This is a genomic window from Streptomyces sp. NBC_00016 (genome assembly GCF_045040885.1).
In the GTDB taxonomy this organism is placed as follows: Bacteria; Actinomycetota; Actinomycetes; order Streptomycetales; family Streptomycetaceae; genus Streptomyces; species Streptomyces coriariae.
Genome location: NZ_CP108304.1, coordinates 527,727 through 546,969, shown reverse-complemented (window position 1 = coordinate 546,969; position 19,243 = coordinate 527,727). Strand labels below are relative to the sequence as shown.

Annotated in this window: 15 protein-coding genes; all 15 read right to left on the bottom strand. The window is 72.0% G+C overall.

Annotation, left to right across the window (positions count from 1 at the left end):
• The 15 genes from OG933_RS02625 to asnB are packed head-to-tail and all read right to left on the bottom strand — an operon-like array spanning position 1 to position 19,241.
• On the bottom strand, positions 1 to 552 hold the full coding sequence (locus OG933_RS02625) for a dTDP-4-dehydrorhamnose 3,5-epimerase (protein ID WP_362530702.1): 552 nt from the start codon (positions 550 to 552) through the stop codon (positions 1 to 3).
• The gene (locus tag OG933_RS02620) at positions 549 to 1,790 is read right to left on the bottom strand and encodes a polysaccharide pyruvyl transferase family protein (protein ID WP_405625094.1); all 1,242 of its coding nucleotides are present in this window, start codon (positions 1,788 to 1,790) and stop codon (positions 549 to 551) included. Before OG933_RS02620 ends, OG933_RS02625 begins: the two co-directional genes overlap by 4 nt.
• Entirely contained in the window at positions 1,787 to 2,734 is a 948-nt protein-coding gene (locus OG933_RS02615; RefSeq protein WP_405625092.1) for a glycosyltransferase family 2 protein, read from the bottom strand. The genes OG933_RS02620 and OG933_RS02615 overlap by 4 nt, the downstream gene beginning before the upstream one ends.
• On the bottom strand, positions 2,731 to 4,029 hold the full coding sequence (locus OG933_RS02610; protein ID WP_405625091.1) for a hypothetical protein: 1,299 nt from the start codon (positions 4,027 to 4,029) through the stop codon (positions 2,731 to 2,733). The genes OG933_RS02615 and OG933_RS02610 overlap by 4 nt, the downstream gene beginning before the upstream one ends.
• Complete coding sequence (locus tag OG933_RS02605) at positions 4,026 to 5,309, bottom strand: DUF4910 domain-containing protein (protein ID WP_405625090.1); 1,284 nt, start codon at positions 5,307 to 5,309, stop codon at positions 4,026 to 4,028. The genes OG933_RS02610 and OG933_RS02605 overlap by 4 nt, the downstream gene beginning before the upstream one ends.
• Positions 5,297 to 6,322 carry an NAD-dependent epimerase/dehydratase family protein gene (locus OG933_RS02600; protein ID WP_405625089.1) on the bottom strand — a complete coding sequence of 342 codons (1,026 nt, stop codon included), beginning with the start codon at positions 6,320 to 6,322 and terminating at the stop codon, positions 5,297 to 5,299. The genes OG933_RS02605 and OG933_RS02600 overlap by 13 nt, the downstream gene beginning before the upstream one ends.
• A gap of 3 nt (positions 6,323 to 6,325) precedes the next feature.
• Positions 6,326 to 6,973 carry a PIG-L deacetylase family protein gene (locus OG933_RS02595; protein WP_267022094.1) on the bottom strand — a complete coding sequence of 216 codons (648 nt, stop codon included), beginning with the start codon at positions 6,971 to 6,973 and terminating at the stop codon, positions 6,326 to 6,328.
• On the bottom strand, positions 6,970 to 7,797 hold the full coding sequence (locus tag OG933_RS02590) for a glucose-1-phosphate cytidylyltransferase (protein WP_362530719.1): 828 nt from the start codon (positions 7,795 to 7,797) through the stop codon (positions 6,970 to 6,972). Before OG933_RS02590 ends, OG933_RS02595 begins: the two co-directional genes overlap by 4 nt.
• Positions 7,794 to 9,029: a class I SAM-dependent methyltransferase gene (locus OG933_RS02585; protein WP_405625087.1), complete on the bottom strand. Its 1,236-nt coding sequence runs from the start codon at positions 9,027 to 9,029 to the stop codon at positions 7,794 to 7,796. Before OG933_RS02585 ends, OG933_RS02590 begins: the two co-directional genes overlap by 4 nt.
• Positions 9,026 to 10,300 (bottom strand): glycosyltransferase, encoded by a 1,275-nt coding sequence (locus tag OG933_RS02580; protein WP_405625086.1) that lies wholly within the window; start codon positions 10,298 to 10,300, stop codon positions 9,026 to 9,028. Before OG933_RS02580 ends, OG933_RS02585 begins: the two co-directional genes overlap by 4 nt.
• Positions 10,301 to 10,302: 2 nt before the next feature.
• Positions 10,303 to 11,553: an O-antigen ligase domain-containing protein gene (locus OG933_RS02575; protein ID WP_405625085.1), complete on the bottom strand. Its 1,251-nt coding sequence runs from the start codon at positions 11,551 to 11,553 to the stop codon at positions 10,303 to 10,305.
• Between the two features lies 1 nt (position 11,554).
• Positions 11,555 to 13,075, bottom strand: coding sequence for a right-handed parallel beta-helix repeat-containing protein (locus OG933_RS02570; RefSeq protein ID WP_405625084.1), 1,521 nt, complete (start codon positions 13,073 to 13,075; stop codon positions 11,555 to 11,557).
• A gap of 8 nt (positions 13,076 to 13,083) precedes the next feature.
• Positions 13,084 to 15,090, bottom strand: coding sequence for an alginate lyase family protein (locus OG933_RS02565; RefSeq protein ID WP_405625083.1), 2,007 nt, complete (start codon positions 15,088 to 15,090; stop codon positions 13,084 to 13,086).
• The gene (locus OG933_RS02560; protein WP_405625082.1) at positions 15,087 to 17,282 is read right to left on the bottom strand and encodes a bi-domain-containing oxidoreductase; all 2,196 of its coding nucleotides are present in this window, start codon (positions 17,280 to 17,282) and stop codon (positions 15,087 to 15,089) included. The genes OG933_RS02565 and OG933_RS02560 overlap by 4 nt, the downstream gene beginning before the upstream one ends.
• Positions 17,283 to 17,315: 33 nt before the next feature.
• Complete coding sequence (gene asnB, locus OG933_RS02555; RefSeq protein ID WP_405625081.1) at positions 17,316 to 19,241, bottom strand: asparagine synthase (glutamine-hydrolyzing); 1,926 nt, start codon at positions 19,239 to 19,241, stop codon at positions 17,316 to 17,318.
• Positions 19,242 to 19,243 lie beyond the last annotated feature (2 nt).

The window sequence follows — 19,243 nt, the reverse complement described above, 5'->3', positions numbered from 1 at the left end:
TTACGTTTCGCTGTGCTTCAGGACCTCGGCGAGGCTCGGCGCCTCCCGGTCCCGTTGGGACATCGATGTGACCGGCAGCGGCCAGGGGATGGCGAGCTCCGGGTCGTCGAAGGCGATCGTCACGTCCTCGGCCGGATCGTGCGGGCGGTCGATCCGGTACGACGTGTCGGTGGTCTCGGTCAGCGCCTGGAAGCCGTGCGCGCACCCCGCCGGGATGTACAGGGTCACCTGCGTATCGCCGGACAGCTCGAACCAGGCCCGGTTGCGGTACGTCGGTGAGTCCGGCCGCAGGTCCACGACGACGTCGAAGATCCTCCCGTACGAGCAGCGCACCAGCTTGGCCTCGCCGGCGCCGGAGCGCAGGTGCAGACCGCGCAGCACGCCCCGGACCGAGCGGGACAGGCTGTCCTGGACGAAGGCGTCCGGGTCGAGGCCCACCGAGCGGACGACGTCGGCGTCGAAGGTGCGGCAGAAGAAGCCGCGTTCGTCGGCGTACGGCGTCGGCTCGAAGAGGTACGCGCCGGTGATCTCCGGGACTTCGGTCGCCTTCATGGCGCCTTCCGTAAGGTGGGGGAGTGGTCGGCCGCAGGGAACAGGGCCGCGGTCAAGGAGTCGAACTGGCGGTCGAGTTGCCGGGAGACAGCCAGGTTCCGCGCGTCGAGGGTCTGCCGCAGCTCGGCCGAACGCTTCTCCAGCGCACGGAACTGCTCGATCAGCCGGTCGGCGTCGACCTCGCGCGCCGGGTGGCAGTACGCGCCGAGGCCCATCTCCGCCATGAGCGAGTCGCTCTTCGCCGCGTAGCAGAGAGCGAGGACCGGCGTACCGGTCTTCAGCGCGCAGATCAGGTTGTGGTAACGGATCGCCACCACGCTGTCGGCAGCCGCCATTTCCTTCATCAGGTCGGCCAGTGAGGACGGCTCGGCAGCGGTGACCAGCGAGGAGTCCACCGCGTCGAGGATCGCGGCGACCACCGACGCGTCGCACTCGTCACCGGTGAGCAGCCGGACAGCCCTGCCCTCCTCGACCAGCGCGCGGACGAACCGGACCGTCCCGTCGAGGTAGCGCCGGTATATCTCCTCGGCCCGGGCACGGTCGTCGTTGCCGCCGTGGAAGTCCATGACGCCGACGCAGACGGGGCCCGGCGGGGCCGACGGGTCCGCGGGCGCGCTCGTCTGCGGCGTCGGCAGGGCGAACGCGAGGTCCGGGTGTACCTCGTCGCGCGCGGTGTCCACGCCCATCGCCCGCATCGCGTCGCGGGACTGCGTGTCCCGGTACGACCGGTATGCGGCCAGCCGCGCCGACCAGCGCACCAGAGCACGGGTCGGCCGGTCGCCGATCGTCGCGGCGCCGACGCCGACCAGCGCCACCCGCGTGCCCAGCAGCCGGCCACTCGCGCAGAGCAGGAACAGCGAGTACGGGAAGCCCCAGGGCCGCAGTGGCAGTGTCGCCTCCAGGACGCCCATGCCCGGCACGATCACCACGTCGTGCCGACGTACCCAGGCAGCGGTGCGGAAGACGTCGACGAATTTGCCCAGGCCCTTCGCCGCGATCGCGCCCGCACGCGACGCCGTGCGGTACTCCCCGCGGTACCAGTGCAGCCGCGTCGCGGGGATCCCGAACCGGTTCGTCACGGCCTCGGGTCCGCCGCACAGCGCGTCCACGACCGCCTCCGGGTGCGCGGTGCGGAGGTACCCGAGCACGGCTTCGAGCGATCCGTCGTTGCCGAGGTTGCCGGAGCCGAGCAGGCCGAACACCCCCACGCGCACCGGGGCCCCGTCCGCGGCCGTCACGTCAGCCTCCCCTCACGGCCGGCGACGAGCGCGTCGACGGAGACCGTGAGCAGCGCCGGATCGACCGGGGCGCGGTCCTCGATCCGCTCACCGGCGCCCGGCCGGACCCGGCTGGTCATCCAAGCGGCCAGGTGGCGGTAGCACGCGCGCCGGTCGGCCGGGGACAACGGCGCCCGCCGGATCGCCGAGGCGAAGCCCCAGACGTACTCGGCGAGCAGCCGGGGCGTCGGGTGCAGCGGGCCCGCCCGGCGCGGGTCCAGATTGACGCACCGGGAGCGCTTGGAAGGGTTCGCCCGCTCGGCGCGGGTGGGGTGGTCGCGGCGGAAGTACAGCAGCTCCGGCACCTGGTGGAAGGGACCGTGCAGGGTGATCTCGGCGACGTATGTGCGGTCCGCGTGGTGGTAGCTGTCCATCGGTTTCACCCGGCGCAGCATGTCGGTCCGCATCACCCCGTAGAAGTCGTCGCCGCCCGGCTCGAACAGCAGACTGCGAAAGCGCTCCGGCGGGTGCGGCGAGTCGGTGGCGAGCCCGTACTCGTAGGGGACCGTCACCCGGCCGTCGCCGTCGATGACCGCCTGGCCGGTGTGCGCAAGGATCATGTCCGGCCGCTCGTCCAGCGCCTGAACGCAGTGCGACAGCAGGTCCCGGCCGTACAGGTCGTCGTGCGACGCCCACTTGAACAGTTCGCCGCGGGACTCGGCCAGCACATGGTTGTGGTTCGGCGTGGCGCCGATGTTCCGGGGCAGCCGGAGGTACCGGATGCGCGAGTCCCGCGCGGCGTACTTGCGGCAGATCTCCTGCGTCCCGTCGGTCGAGGCGTTGTCGGAGATGACCAGCTCGAAGTCCTCGTAGGTCTGCCCGAGCAGGGCGTCGAGCGACTCGGCCAGGTACTCCTCGCCGTTGTACACGGGCAGGCCGATGCTCAGCCTGGGTTGCGCGGTCATGAGGTCCTCACTTCGGGAAGGGGATCGTGGTGGCGCTCGCGCAGGGCGGATCGCAGGTGCAGCCACCACACGGCAGAGCTGCTGACGGTCGCGGCGGCGACGCCCCAGGCCGAGCCGACCGTGCCGGCGGCGGCCGCCCCGCCGAGCCCGCCGCCGACATAGCAGGCGGAGGCGAACAGCTGGCTGCGCAGGCTGCGCCGGGCCGCGCCGAGCGCGCGCAGCCCGGCCGCCGCGCCGGTGCCGAGGCCCGCGCCCGCGACGCCGAGGGTGATCGGCACGATGAGCTCCGAGGCCGAGTGCCAGACCCCGCCGAGCACCAGCTCGCCGAGCCGGCCGGGCATCAGCAGCAGCGCCCCGCCCCAGACCAGCGCGCCGGCGGCCTGCCCCCCGCCAAGGAGGAGGCAGAATCGGCCCAGTCGTCGTGGGGCCTGCCGCAGCACCCGTGCCGCCTCCGGGACGGTGACCAGCGAAAGCCCCATGAGCACCGCAAGGAACGGGCCGAGCAGGAGCTCGGCGCCCCGCACCGCACCCACCGCGCCGACCCCGGCGATCGCGCCGAGCCCGTACGCCCGCAGCTGGCTCGCGCCACTGAGGCTGACGTTCTCGACCAGGTACCGGTAGCCGAGATCGCGCTGCTCACGCAGCCACCCGCGCGCCTCGGTCGTCCGGGGCCGGATCCCGGACTGGACGTAGCCGTACCCCGCCGCCACCGTGGCGGACGCGCCCCAGGCGAGCACGAAAGCGGCCACGCTGCCCACACGGGCCGCCACCACCAGCGCCGGGACGAGCGCGACACCCCACACGACGTCGTTGACGAACGCCTTCCGCCCGGCGCCGGCGGCGAAGAACGAGTACCGCCAGGCGTCCTGGAGCAGCAGCCCCGGCAACATGACACCCAGGGCGGCGAACGCGGGCCCCAGGCGGCCGCCGAGGCCGAGCCCGGCCACCAGACACACCGCGCCGATGGCCGTACCGACGCCGAGTGCGGTACCCGTCGACCGGGCCACCGCCCCGCGCCACGAGGCCTTCGGCACGCCGCTGAAGCGGACCACGAGCGGGTCGGTGGCCAGCCCGCGGGAGACGTTGAGCACCACGCCATAGGTCACCCAGGCGAGGCTGAACACACCGAACGCGGTCACGCCCAGCGAGCGGGCCACGTAGATGCCCACGGCGAAGTTGCTCACGCTGGAGGCCGCCTGGTCGGCCAGTCCCCAGGACAGCCGACCGACGAGGGCCCGCCTGGCGGATCCGGCCGGGGCCGTCGGTTTCTCCCCCTCGGTGGTCATCGGCGTCATGCCTTGATCAGCCCGGCGCCGTGCAGGGCGTCGGCCGCGGCGGCGACGGCGCCGAACGGCAGCCCGGACCGCTCGGCGACGTCCAGCAGACTGTGCTCGCCGTCGGAGAGGTTGAGCACCCAGAGCATGGCCAGCTGGGCCTGCTGGGTGTCGCTGCGGCCGCCGAGCGCGTCGTACAGCCCGCGCCGGCCCAACTGCGGCTCGCCGTAGGGGCTGAGATTGACGTACCGCCGGTTGCGGTCGAGGACGGCGAATGCCTCGCGGCAGAGCGCGAGCGTGTCCGCCATCGCCTCCGGGGAGACGAGGTCCAGGTTGTCCGCCGAGGTGTGGTACTCGGGGTAGCCGGCGTACGGGGTCCGGCTGAGCGAGCCCACGCCGAGATCGAACCCGGGGGAGCAGTACTGCCGCTCGTCGTAGCCGTACGGAGTGAACTCGGTGATGTGGTGCGGGCGTTCGGAGGCGGGCAGTACGTGTCGCATCACCCGGTCGATCTCCGCGTCGCCGCGCCTGCTCTGCTTGTACGTCAGCCGGCCCGGGTCGCCGGCGCAGGCCAGCACCAGACCGTGCTTGACCCGCTCCACCCGCTCCGCGTTGCGGGCGAGCCAGGTGATCGCCCCGATGGTGCCGGGCGCGAAGATGAACCGGTAGGTGTAGTACGGCGTCTGCTCGGCCAGCGCCCGGGCCAGGAAAGCCGCCACCGCGATGCCCGCCAGGTTGTCGTTGGCCAGCGACGGGTGGCAGACGTGGCTGGAGACGATCACCTCGTCGGGGACCTGGCCGGGGACCACGTGCTCGGCGTACGTGAGGTAGCCGTCCGCGAGGGTGGAGTCGATGCGCACCTCGTAGTCGCCGTCCGGCATCGCGTCCAAGGTCTCCTGGGCCAGGCAGAACCCCCATTCCGGCTTGTAGTAGCTGGTGCGGTACGGCACCCAACCCGGGTGGTCCGGCAGGGTGTGCAGATGTCCACGCAGCTCGGCCAGCGGCATGGTCGCCGACACCGGCACGCTGTAGCCCAGCACGTGCAGGCTGGACGCGGCGAAGTCGACGACCCGGTGGCCTGCGGTGTCGGCGACGTAGGCGTCGCGGATGTTCCACTCCTGCGGCACCGTCCAGTCGAGCACCTGAGTCCCGGTCGGCACCTCGTGCACCTGCAGCGGGACGTACTCGTCGACGATCTCCAGGGTGGCGCGCACACCGTCGCCCGTGATGCTCCGGCACAGCGGGTACAGCCGCTCCACCAGCGCGTACATCTGCTCGCCGGCCGCGGTCATCGGCGCCACCGCAGGGTGTCGTCGACGGCGCCGGCGTCGGACGCCGCGCGCAGCACGGCCAGCCGGGTGAAGCGTTGCTCGAAGTCCCCCCGGGTCAGCCCGTGCTCGCGGTAGGCGTCGGCGAGTTCGAGCGCGCCCTGCTTCACCGTCCACTCGCAGTCGAAGCCGGGCACCGCGGCGCGGAACCGGGAGAAGTCCACCCGGTACGAGCGCGGATCGGCACCGTTCTCCCCGGTGATCACCACCTTCGCGCCGGACACCGCCTCGGCGACCTGGTCGGCGATCTCCGCGACCGTGACGTTGTTGATCTCGCTGCCGATGTTGAACGCCCGGTCGTGCACCGCCTCGCGCGGCGCGCTCAGCGCGGCCGTGAAGGCACGCGCGATGTCGGCGGCGTGCACCAGCGGGCGCCAGGGGGTGCCGTCGGAGAGCACCAGGACCTCGCCGGACAGCAGCGCGTGGCCCACCAGGTTGTTGAGGACGATGTCGGCTCGCAGCCGGGGCGAGTAGCCGAAGGCGGTGGCGTTGCGCATGAACACCGGGCTGAAGTCGCCGTCGGACAGCGCGTGCAGGTCGTCCTCCACCCGCACCTTGGACTCCGCGTACGGCGTCACCGGGCGCAGCGGAGCGTCCTCCGTCACCAAGCCGCCGCCGCCGGCGGCGCCGTAGACGGAGCAGGTCGACGCGTAGAGGAAGCGCCGCACGCCGGCCTCGCGGGCCAGCCGGGCCAGCCGTACGGAGGCGTGATGGTTGATGTCGTAGGTGAGGTCCGGCGCCAGCGATCCCAGCGGGTCGTTGGACAGCGCGGCCAGGTGGATCACGGCGTCCACCCCGGCCACGTGCTCGGCCGTGACGTCGCGCAGGTCCACCCGATGCCCCTGCGGGTCCGCGGGCGGCGGGCCGAGGACACAGTCGGCGAACAGGCCGGCGTCAAGACCGACGACCTCGTGCCCGGCGGCCGCGAGGACCGGGGCCATCACGGTGCCCAGGTAGCCCTGATGTCCGGTCAGCAGTACGCGCAAGGTTCATTCCCCCAGGTCGAGAGTGAGTTTGTGGACGGCGAACGCCTCGGCGTAGCGCGCGTGGCATTCGATACCGCGGATCCGGGCCAGACCGAGGAAGGCCTCCCGGTCGTACCAGGGCCGGTGCCGCTGCGAGGGGTAGTGCTCCTGCAGCAGCCGCACCTTCTGTTCGGCGATCTCCGGCGACAGCGGCTGGTATGCCGTCGGACGGCCGAGATCGCCGTCCCACTTGACGATCTCGTAGCCGAGCACGAGGTGGTCACGGAACGCGGTGGGTATCAGCTGCGCCAGACCGCGGTGATCCTGGTGCGCGTCATCGGTGCGCGGGGCCAGGACGAGATCCGGCTCGGTCTGCCCGCGCAGTTCCTCGACCGCCGCCTTGGCCTCCTCCCAGTGCGCGGGCAGCCGGCCGTCCGGCAGCTTGTGCACGGTCAGCCGCAGGTCGGCGCCCGGGCAGAAGGCGGTGAGCGCGGCCTGCTCCTCCTGCTCGCGCTCACCGCCACCGCCGGAGAGCACCAACGCGTCGACCCGGACACCCGGGTGCGCGAGGCACAGCGTCAGCAGCGTGCCGCCGGCCCCGATGGCGATGTCGTCGCAGTGCGCGCCCACCGCGACGATCCGGTCCAGGCGCCCGGCCCCGAGCCGGATCACGCCCTCGCTCCGGAGCCGCCACGGCCGCCGGTCGCGCTCGCCGCCGCGCCGTCCCGTTCCCACACGGCCCACGGGCGGTCGCCCCGGGCGTAGGCGTCGTCGAGCGCGGCCCGCTCCTTCACGGTGTCGGTCGGCTTCCAGAAGCCGCGGTGCTGGTGCGCCACCAGCCGCCCGCGCTTGGCCAGTTGGCCGCATCCGTCGGCGACCAGGTCCCCGTCCTCCGGGATGTGGTCGAAGATCTCCTGGCGGAGCACGAAGTAGCCGCCGTTCTCCCACAGCGGCAGTTCGCTCACCGCGGTGATGCCCCCCACCAGGCCGTCCTCGCCCAGGTCCACGCAGTGGAACGAGGACTGCGGCGGCACCACCATCATCGACGCACCGGCGTCGCGCCGGGCGAACCGGTCGATCATCTCCGGCAGCGGGGCATCGGTGAGCACGTCGGCGTAGTTGGCGAGGAACATCTCGTCGCCGTCCAGGTGGTGCCGCACCCGGCGCAGCCGCTCCCCGATCGGTGACTCGATGCCGGTCTGCGCGAACGTGATCGTCCAGGAGGCGATGTCGGTGGACAGCAACTCGGTCTGCCCCTTGCGCAGCACGAAGTCGTTGGACGTCGTCTCCTCGTAGTTGAGGAAGAAGTTCTTGATGTGGTGAGCCCCGTACCCGAGGCACAGGATGAACTCCGTGTGCCCGAAGTGCGCGTAGTAGCGCATGACATGCCAGATCAGCGGTCGCGGGCCGACCATCGCCATCGGCTTGGGCACGTCGTCGGAGGCACCGTTGCGCATCCGCATCCCGTAGCCGCCGCAGAACAGAACGACCTTCATGCCTTGACCTCGACAATGCTCAGTTCCGGTATGGGAAAGACCAGTCGGCCGCCCCAGTCGTGCACGAAGGACAGCTGCTCGACCAGCTCGGCCCGCAGGTTCCACGGCAGGACGAGGACGTAGTCCGGCTGGTCGGCGGCGATCTGCTCGGGCGACAGGATCGGGATGCGGGTGCCCGGGGTGAACCTGCCGTGCTTGTAGGGGTTGCGGTCGACCGTGTACGGGAGCAGGTCGGGCCGGATGCCGCAGTGGTTGAGCAGGGTGTTGCCCTTGCCCGGGGCGCCGTAGCCGACGACCGTCTCGCCGCGCTCGACCGCCTCGATGAGGAACCGCAGCAGATCCCGGCGCACCTTGGCCACCCGGGCGGAGAACTCGGTGTACCCGGACAGCTCCTTCAGCCCGGCGGCCTTCTCCCGGGCCAGCACGTCGGCCACCCGCCCGGTCGGCTCGCCGGCCACCTCGGCCGGCCGGGCCCACAGCCGGATGGAGCCGCCGTGCGTGGGCAGCAACTCGACGTCCACGAGCGTGAGTCCGCCACTCGCCAGCGCCCGGGCCGCGGACGCGACCGTGTAGTACTGGAAGTGCTCGTGGTAGATCGTGTCGTACTGGTTCTCCTCGATCAGGGTCAGCAGGTGCTGCACCTCGATGGAGACCCAGCCGTCGTCGGCGACCAGGGCGCGCAGCCCCTGGGTGAACCCGACGACGTCGGGGATGTGCGCGTACACGTTGTTGGCCACGACCAGGTCCGCCGGGCCGTGCTCGGCGCGGACGTCGGCGCCGGTGGCCGGGTCCAGGAAGTCCGTGCGCGTGGGCACACCCGCGTCCCGCGCCGCCGCCCCGACGTTCACCGAGGGCTCGATGCCGAGGCAGCGGATCCCGCGGTCCACCACATGCCTCAGCAGGTACCCGTCGTTGCTCGCGACCTCGACCACGAAGGCGTCGGTGCCCAGACCCAGCCGCCGCACGGTGTCGGTGACGAACGTGCGCGCGTGCTCCACCCAGGAGGTCGAGTAGGAGGAGAAGTACGCGTACTGCGTGAAGGTCTCCTCCGGCGTGATCAGCGGAGGTATCTGCGCGAGCCAGCAGTCGGTGCAGACCCGCAGGTGCAGCGGGTACGCCGGCTCCGGCCGGTCCAGTTGGTCCGCGGCGAGAAAGCTCTCGCACGGCGGAGTCGCCCCGAGATCGACGACGCTCTCCAGCGCCGCCGAGCCGCAGAGTCGGCATCGTGTCATCTACTGCCCCCATCCCGCTCGCGCGGGTGATCCCACCGCGAGCCAGTGATCTTTTCCCCTGACGGCGGCGGGCTGTCCCCGCCGCCGGACCGACCCGCGATCGCGGAGCGGTACCCCTCCACCAGGCGCTCGAGGCCGACGGCCGGGCTGAACCCCTGCTCGTAACGGCGCCGGGCAGCCCGGCCCATCTCCCGGTTGCGGTCCTGTCCGGCCGCGATCCGGCGTATGCAGGACGCGAGCGACGCGGACTCGCCCGGCCGGTGCAACAGCCCGGTCACCCCGTCCTCGACGAGTTCGACGAAGGCGCCGTGACCGGCGGCGACGACCGGTACCCCCGCCGCCATCGCCTCCACGACCACCAGGCCGAACGCCTCCAGCCACGTGGAGGGCGCCACCACGGCCACCGAGCGCGCGATGGCCTTCTGGCACTCCGCCGTGTCATAGAGGCCCACGTACCGCACGTCGTCCCGGTCCGCCGCCCAGGCGGCCACCTCTGTCTCCAGTGGCCCCGTGCCGGCGATCACGAGCGGCACGCCCACACCGCCGCCGGCGGCGATCTCGTCCCACGCGGCCATGAGCAGCCGCACGCCCTTGGCCTCCGCGAGCCGGCCGAGATAGAGCAGATGCTCGCCGGTGTCCGTCCGGCGGGCGTCCGGGTCGGGTACGAAGTTGTGCTTCACCGCCAGCCGTTCGGCGGGCAGACCGGACCGCACCAGGACGTCGCGTTGTGCCGCGGAGATGCAGAAGAACCGCTCCACACCGGACCACCACCGTCGCCGGTTGACCGACAGGCTGACCGCGAGCGGGACCGTCGCCAGCCGGGAGCCGCGGTAGCAGCCGTGCCGGACGGCGGGCAGCGGCGAGGACCCGACGCACTCGGTGCACGGCCGGCCGTCCCGCTGCAGCGTGCCGGGCGGGCAGACCTGGGTGTAGTTGTGCAGCGTGGCGACGGCGGGCACGCCCGCGTCGGCGCAGGCGGCCAGCACCGCCGGCGACAGGAGCGGAAAGACGTTGTGGACGTGCACCACGTCCGGCCGTTCGGTGCGAAGCCGGGCGGCGAGCTCCGCGCGGACCGCCGGGTTCCACGGCACGAGGAGCGGTATCGCAGCCTTGCCCAGCAGGGACCGGGCGGCGATGTCGTCGCTGCGCCGCTCGAACATCTCGACCCGGTGGCCGGCCCCGCGCAGCAGCGCCACCTCCTGGTCGACGACCTTGTTCTCCCCGCTCGGCTGCGCCGAGGCGTAACGGTTGTGCACCACGAGGACGTGCATGCTCAGGTCACCTCCGATCTTCGGGCCCCTTGCGGGATGCGTCGTCCGGGGACTTCGGGCGTCGTGAGGGGAGTGGCCGCGGCAGGCGCCGCCAGCAGCGAGGCGGCCACGGCCAGATGCAGCAGATACGGCGAGGCGTCGCCCAGCCCGGCTTCGGTGTACGACGCGATAGCGCAGTAGCTGATCAGGAAGATCGCGCAGGCCCTCGACAGCGACGGTGGCTGCAGCAACGCGACGCCGCCCAGCACGATGATGATCGCCGCCACCAGGGCGACGCCGGTCATGCCCTGCTCGTGGTAGACGGCCAGCCAGCTGTTGTCGATCGGCAGCCCGCCGAACGACTTGTCGCCCAGGCCCGCGCCGAACAGGTACTCCGAGGTCGAGCGGGGTGCCGCCAGCAGGGCGTGCCAGACCTTGGCCCGGCCGGTGAGGCTCGTGAAGTTCTCCTGGCTCTGCCCGCGCAGGAACCACGCCTGCAGCGCGGAGCCGAACCCCACCGCGGCCACGGTGGCGCACAGCACCGCCCAGGCGAAGAACCGGCGGGCGGCGGCGCTGGTCAGGACGAGCGAGGCGATCGCCAACGCCAAGCCGATGAGCAGGCCGAGCGTGGCCGTCCGGGTGTGGGTCAGCGCGAGCAGGACGAGTGCCGGCACGATGACCACGGCCGCGCTGGTCCTGTCGGTCCGGCGGCCCAGAACGAGCAGCACGCTGAGCCCGATGATCACCGCGGCGTACTGTCCGATCTGCGGCGGGGTGAGCGGCCACAGCGCGCCCACCAGCCGCCCGCCGTAGAGCTCGGGCATGGCGGCGCCCGGCGAGATGATCGCACCGGCGGCCACCGACCCGAGGACCACGAAGTACATCCTGATGTGGTGCCGGACGAACGTCAGGCCGCCGTCCCACCAACGGCTGAGCAGCCACAGCGTGCCGACGAAGAGGGCCAGCCGGGCGCAGCGGAACAGCGCGCCGAACCCGGACTCGAGGTCCGCGCTGGAGATCACGCTCGGTACCAGCAGCAGGGTGAGCAGGAACCCGAAGGCACTGGCTCGGATGCGCAGCCGGAGATTGACCGCGAGCGCCAGCGTGAACGCGGCGACGAGCGCGCCCATGGTGACCATCTGGATGAGCGAGCGGGGCAGCGGGACGATGGTCTTCGCCCCGGCGGAGCCGAGCGTGTTGAGGATCAGCAGCCCCCAGACCGTCCCGACGATCTTCGACGTGTGGTCCGTATGGTCCGTATGGTCCGGGCTCATCTCAACCACCGTCCCGCGCGCGGAAGGTGCTGCCCACGTCCTGCTGGTACGGCGTGCCCTGCCACTGCACCGAGTCGAGTATCCGGCTCGGGTCGTGGGCGACGAACTTCCATGGCCCGAGGTAGACGTTGTCGTGCCAGCGGTTGTGCTGCTCGCGGGTGATCGCCTCGGCCACCCGCTCGCCCTGGTACGGCGACCAGTCCGGATAGGTGCCGTAGTTGGCCAGCACCGCCATGCGGTCGCACTTCACCGTGCAGTCCACGACGGACTTGTCCAGGACGAAGCGGTTGCCGTGGATGTCCACCCGCTGGGTCTTCCACCGGCAGTCGGCGTAGAGCGGTGCGGTGGCGATCGCCGGCTGTGCGCAGCGGTCGGTGCTCTTCACCAGCAACGTGCAGTCACCGGATGAGGTGTTGGCCGGGCTGTTGCAGAACCGGTCGGCGTTTTCCCACAGGGTGATCCCGGACCAGTTGTTCTCCAGCACGTTCCGGTAGATCTCGATCTTGTCCGTGCGGGCTCGGATCCGTGGTTCGCCGCCGGACTCCGACAGGTAGATCGTCGCGAACGGGAAGTTGTCGCCCCGGTCGGCGTACCTGCGGCCCTCGACCCAGTTGTTCCGCCGGATCGTGTTCTTCCGGATGACCGCGTTGTAGCTGGTCTCGTAGATCAGCGCGGCACCGTCGTTGGCCTCGATCACGTTGTCCTCGACGAGGAAGTCGTTGTTGTTGGTGTCCGCCCACAACCCGGCTCCGCGGTTGTCGTGCACCCAGTTGCCGCGTATGTCGGCGCCGTCGACGGCCCAGAACTTGACGCCTCCGGTACAGCCGCAGCCCGGCCGCCGCCGCTCCCAGTCGTCCCTGTTGTTGCCCACGATCTCGTTGCCCTCGACCACCAGGCCGCTGATACGTCCGGAGGCCTTGTACGCGTTCATGCCGTACTGACCGTTGCCGCGCAGGCAGCTGGCGCCGACCCGCTGGCGGGCACCGGCCATCAGCCCGGCGCCGGAGTTGTTCTGGATCGTCGCGTGCTCGATCACCCACCCGTCGGCCGAGTCGTGGTTCACCACGCCCTCGTCGTGCGGCGCGACGAAACCCTGCACGGTCAGGTAGCGGATGGTGACGTCGGGAGCGGTGCCGCCGAACGCGTACTGGTTGGTCTTGCGGCCGTCGAGCACCGCGCCCGGCGCGCCGAGGTAGCTGTCCCCCTTCTTGGGGATGACCTGGGCGTAGCGGTCCGGCTCGAGCCTGTGCGTGCCCGGTCGCAGCCAGAACGTGGTGTTCGGGGGGCTGCTCTTGGTCTTCGCGGCCAGGTCACCGGCCACCGCGGGGTCGACCGTGACCGCGCCCGCCGGCGCCTTCGTCGGCCCGGCCGCGGGCTCGGCACACACCCGGGCCACGGACGTGGCCGGCGCTGAGGTCGGCTTCGGCCGCGCGCCCGACGTGCTCTCACAGCCGGTCGCCGCCAGCAGGGCCAGCGCCAGCGGTGCCGCCGCCAACGCCCAGTGCCGCCTCTTGATCCCCACGCGCCCCCCTAGCCGCGGAACCTGAGCACGGTGGTGAACCCCGCCGCGCCGTCGGCGAAGCCGGTGCCGACCAGCGTGGTGGTGGGTTCCTTGCGCCCGAAGCCGGGGGAGTACCAGCCCAGCGGCGGGCCGCTCTCGCCGCGATGCGCCCGCCAGCTCAGCTGCCCGGGCAGGTCGAGCGTCGCGGAGCGGTCCTCGCCGTCCCGGGTCCAGGTGAGCTGGGCCCGGTTCCCCACGAGGTCCGCGGCGATCGCCGGGCCGAGGTGGAACGCCAGCCGGACGGCGCGGCGCGGGCCGCCCCGCACCTCGTCGACCACCCTCAACTCCTGGCTCACGGCGGTCAGTTCCACCCGGCGGCGGTGCACGGAGGGCTGGTAACCGTCGTGCTCGGCGCACCAGCGGGCCGTCCCCCCGTCGGAGGCGTCGGAGGTGTCGGAGGTGACGGAGGCGTCGGAAGTGTCCACGGTCAGGACGCGGCTGCGGGCATGCCGCGTCCACAGGAACGGGCCGCCGGAGACGGACTGGTCACCGCCGTCCAGTTGCAGGGTGTTGTGGCCGAGGGTCGAGCGGAAGTACTGCCGCCACTCGGGCTGCCCGTGGTAGCAGTACGTCCCCGGGTCGGCGAGCACGTCGACCCCGTCGTGCCGGACCTCCACGGACAGCGCGTCCGCGTGGGCATGCGCGGCGATGGACAGGAATCCGTGCGGACCACCGTCGCAGCGGCACCAGATCTCCCCCGGACCACGCAGGATGGTCATGCCCGCGTCGGCGAAATGAGCCGGCCTGCTTTCCGGGCGGGACACGGCCGGAGCGGTTCCGTTCTCCGCGTACGGCCGGATGAGCGCGGCCAGCAGCGGGGTGCGCACATCGGTGCCGGTCACCGCCGGCCACCAGGCGAGCCGACCGAACACGGCGTCCCCGGTGGCCAGCAGCGAGGCCCAGCGGTCGGTGCCCTCGCCGTCCACGACCAGACCGTGCCCGTCGTCCGCGTCCCCCTGGCGCGGCGGCCGTAGCCGGTTGTCCACGACGGCCGCGAGCGCGTCGGTCATCCGCAGCAGTACCCGCCGGATCGGCGCGGGCACCGGCACACCGGCGGCATCCGCCTCGGCCACCGCGGCCAGGCCGAGCTCCAGCACCAGTCCGTGGTACTCGGTGGCCAGCTCGCGGTTGAGGCCGGAGTCGAAGGTGTTGTTGCGCAGCTGCACCTCCAGCGACCGCAGCGCGTCGGCTCGCCAACGCGTCGAGGAGGGGAACCACCCGAACGCGCAGGCCGCGGCGAACTGCCCGGCGGCCTCTGCGATGACGTGGTTGTTCGCCGAAGACCCCCGGCTGGGGAAGGCGGCCAGCCAGCGCTGGTGGTGCCAGATCTGGTTCAGCGCCACCGGGTTGTCCTCGAACAGCGCGGCCGCGCCCGGCCAGCCGTCGAGCAGCCGGCGGATCCACACCCAGGACAGCAGCCGGATCCCCAGCTCGATGCCGCTGGTCCAGTGCACCCCGCGCAGCGGCGCGTTGCCCGCCCACCACGACCGCAGGTGCTCGGCCACCCGCTCGGCGTACCGCTCGTTGCCGGTGACCGCGTAGGCGGCGGCGAGCACCGTGAGGTACTGATGCCGGGACAGCTCCCAGATCTGCTTGATGTCCCCGACCGCGTCCTCGTTCCGGTACGGCACGTCGAAGGCGTAGCCCCATGGGGCCCGGCGCCCGGTCTTCGGGTCGTACCACCAGTCCGGGTCGGCCAGGTCGTCGCGGTCCACCCCGAAGTACTCGGCGTGACCGGCCATCAGCCGGTCCGCCTCGGCGACGAGACGTTTCGCGGCGTCCGGTGGCACCGCGGCGATCGTCCCCGCGGGCAGTACCGCGGTGAACCGGGCGCCGGTCACGCGCGGGCTGTCCGGCCGCGCCGACCGCCACCGGCGCCTGCGCACCGCGTCGCCCGCCCGGCCGCCGACCTCCCGCGGCCCCATCCGGGACAGCCGCCGCAGGTACCAGCCCGGACTCCCCGAGTTCACGGTCATCGCGCTCTCGCCAACGTCACCGGCGCGCCGCCGGCCAGGCCGGCCTGCACGGCGAGGGTGGCCGCCGTGGTGGCGACCAGCGACTCCAGCGGGACCGGCATCGGCCCGCCGGTCCGCACGGCCTTGACGAACGCGGCCAGCTCGGCGTTCTGGCCCTTGTCCCGGGCCTTCGGCAGTCGCGAGCTGACCCACCGCTTGCGGCTGCTGTCGTAGACGGCGGCACGGACGAAGTCGTCGAGCCGCAGCACCTTGCCGTCCGCGACCAGGTCCAGCGTCTCCTTGGGGAAGCCGGGGGAGCCGGTGGTGACGTAGCTGATGGTGGCGGTGGACCCGTCCGGGTAGCGCAGCACGACCTGCAGGTCCTCGTTGCCGGCGGCGGCGACCGCGTACACCGAGACCGGGTCGGCCTGGAGCAGCCAGCTCGCCGTGTCGATGAAGTGTCCGCCCTCACCGGCGAACCGCGAGCCCTCGGTGCCCTGTTGGAGGTACCAGCTGCCGTGCTGCAGCCGGCCCGCATTGACCAGGTAGCGAAGGCTCGCCGGGCCGGTCCGGGTGCCGAACCGCTTGCCGGCCTCCTGCAACAGCGGCGCGAACCGGCGGTTGAACCCCACCTGCAGCCGGTCGTTGCCGGACTCCTCCACCGCCGCGAGCACACCGGCCAGCTCGTCCTCGGTGAGGGCCAGGGGCTTCTCGACGAACACCGCCTTGCCGGCCAGCAGTGCCCTTCGGGTCAGTTCGGCGTGCGAGCTGTGCCGGGTGACCACGAACACCGCGTCGATGGACTTGTCGCCGAGCACGGCGTCGAGATCGGTGGTCGCCTCGGCGAAGCCGAACTTCCGCTGCGCGTTGGCCGCGGACAGCGCCGTCGTGGTGACGACGGTCGACAACGCGACGCCCTCACGCTGTGCCAGGTGCGGCAGCAGCATCGACGTCGCGTAGTTCCCCGCGCCGACGAACGCCAGCCGCACCGGCGCCTTGGCGGCTCGGGCCGGGGCGGACGCTCTGCCGCTGCGCGGCACCGCGGGCACCGTCACCGCGGGGGCCTCCGCTTCGCCCGCCTCCTCCTTCTGCTCGGGGTACCGGAACAGCACCGCCACGGCCTTCAGATCGCCGTCCTTCAGGCGCTGGTACGTCTCGACGGCGTCGTCGAAGTCGGCGATGTGGGAGACCAGGGGCTCCACGTCGACGCTGCCGCGGGCCACGAGATCGAGGAAGCACGCCAGGTTGCGGCGCTCGGTCCAGCGCACGTAGCCGATCGGGTAGTCCCGCCCCTCGAGCTCGTACTCCGGGTCGTAGCGCCCGGGGCCGTAACTGCGCGAGAACCGGACGTCGAGTTCCTTCTCGTAGTACGCGTTCCACGGCAGGTCCAGGCGGCACTTGCCGATGTCGACGACCCGGCCGCGGTCCCGGCAGAGCCGGGCGGCCAGCTCGACGGGCTGGTTGCTGCCGCCGCCGGCGGCCAGGTACACCTGATCCACGCCGTGCCCGCCGGTGAGTTCGGCGACGGCGGCCTCCACGGCCGCGGACGCGGGATCCCCGCAGGCCGCGGCCCCCAGGCGCTCGGCGAGTTCGCAGCGCACCGGGTCGGGGTCGACCCCGACGACGCGGACTCCCGAGGCGGCCAGCAACTGCACCACCAGCTGCCCGATCAGCCCGAGACCGATGACCAGCGCCACCTCGCCGAGTTGTGGCTCGCCGCGGCGAACGCCCTGCATCGCGATCGACCCCACGGTGCCGAAGGCCGCGTGCCGCGGCGCGAGGCCGTCCGGCACCGGGGCGTAGAGGTTCTTCGGCACCCAGTTCAGCTCGGCGTGCAACGCGTGCTCGTTGCCGGCGCAGGCCACGAGGTCGCCGACCTTCACATCGTCGATCCCGCTGCCGACCTGCTCGACCACCCCGCACAGCGAGTAGCCCAGCGGCGTGTAGGAGTCCAGCTTGCCCATCACCTTGCGGTAGGTGGCGGGCACCCCGTTGGTGGCCACGCTCTGCACGACCTTGGCGACCTGGTCCGGCCGGGAGCGGGCCTTGCCGAGCATTGACATGCCGGCCTCGGACACCTTCATGAGCTCGGTCCCGGTGGATATCAGCGAGTAGGCGCTGCGGACCAGCACCCCGCCCGGCTTGCATCCCGGCACCGGCACGTCGAGCACCGCAAGCTCGCCGCTTTTGTAGTTCTGAACAACCTGTTTCACCCGAAGTCCTCTGTCTCTACTGTCTCTACGCCGTCAGTGAGAGTTCTGGCCGGCCCGTGAGGTCGCGTCGCGATACCAGTACTCGAGGGTCAGCACATGCCACAGATGCTTGGAGAAGTCCCGCTGCCCGGCGGCGTCCTCGGCGACCATGCGCGCCAGCGCGTCGCGGCGCAGGAGCCCGGAGGAGACGAGCACACCGTCGTTCACCACCTCGCGCACCAGCGGCGCCAGATCCCGGCTCATCCAGGCGCGCAGCGGGGCACTGAACAGGCCCTTGGGCCGGTACACGATCTCCCGGGGCAGGACCGAGGCGGCCGCCTCCTTGAGGACGGCCTTGCCCTGCCGTCCGGCGATCTTGCGATCGCCGGGGAAGGCGAAGGCCGCCTTGACCACCTCCACGTCCACGTACGGCACCCGCACCTCGGTCGAGGCGGCCATGCTCGACCGGTCGGTGTAGGCGAGGTTCAGACCCGGCAGGAACATCCGGGCGTCGCCCAGGCACATGCGGTTGACGAAGTCGTCGAGCTCGTTGTCCTGGTAGATGTCCGCATGCTCGGTCAGCACGTCGTCGACCGTCCCGGCCAGGTCGGGATCGACCAGGGCGAGCAGCTCGTCCTGGTCGTACATGGTGTAGCTGCGCCGGAACGCGGTCTCCTCCGGCAGATCGGCGAAGGAGAGGAACCGCTTCGCGAAGCGCACCGACCGGTACCCCCGGCGGGCCGTGGCGACCGGCAGCCGGTCCACGGCCCGGGACAGGCCGCGCCGCAGAGGCCGCGGGACGCGCTGGTAGCGCAGCGCGAGCAGGTTGGCCAGGTGCTTGCGGTATCCGGCGAACAGCTCGTCGGCCCCCATCCCCGAGAGCATCACCTTGACCCCGGCCTCCCGGGCGGCCGAGCAGATGAGGAACGTGTTGATCGCGGCGGGGTCGCCGATCGGTTCGTCCAGGGCGTACGTCATCTGCGGCAGCAGGTCGAGCACGTTCGGAGCGATCTCGATCTCGTGCAGGTCGACACCGAACCGCTCGGCCACCTGCCGGGCATACCGCAGGTCGTCCGGCATCGCCTCGAACCTGGCGTCCTCGGCACGGAACCCGATCGTGTAAGCGGAGATCCCGGGTCGGTCGCGGGCCGCGAGAGCGGTCAGATAGCTGGAGTCCAGCCCGCCGGAGAGGAAGGTCGCCACGGGCACGTCGGAGAGCAGGTGGCGGCGCGTCGACTCCTCGACGACGGCAGCCAGATCCGGCTGTTCGCCGCTGCGGGCCCGCTCCTGCCCCTCGGCGGCGACGTCCTTCAGGTGCCAGAACCGGCCGCGCTCCACCCGGCCGTCAGGCCGGCACCGGAGCCAGCTCCCCGGCGGCAGCTTCTCCGCTTCGCGGAACGCGCACCGCGAGTCCGGCACCCAGTAGTACAACAGCGAGGCCACCAGCGCCGCACGGTCCACCTCCAGCGACCCGCCGGTCGCGGCGGCGAGCGCCTTCAGCTCGGAGGCGAACATCAGCCCCTCGCCGCGCCGGAGCAGGAACAGCGGCTTGATGCCGAGCTGGTCGCGGGCGAGCACCAGCTCACCGGTTCGCTCGTCGAAGATCCCGAACGCGAACATGCCGCGCAGCCGGGGCAGGCAGTCCGTGCCCCAGCGCCGCCAGGCCTCCAGCAGCACCTCGGTGTCGGAGGTACCGCGGAAGCGCACCCCGGCGGCTGCCAGCTCGGCCCGCAGTTCGGGCGCGTTGTACAGCTCGCCGTTGTACGTCAGGACGAGGCCGCCCGAGACCATCGGCTGGGCGCCGGTCTCGGACAGGTCGACGATGGCCAGTCGGCGGTGCCCTAGGTGCACTTCGCCGTCACCGACGGGGTGGCCGTACCGGCCCGCCCCGTCCGGGCCGCGGTGGGCGAGGGTTTCGGTGAGCCGGTCGGTCACGATCTTCCCGTCCGGCCATCGGTACGTTCCTGCGATGCCGCACATGT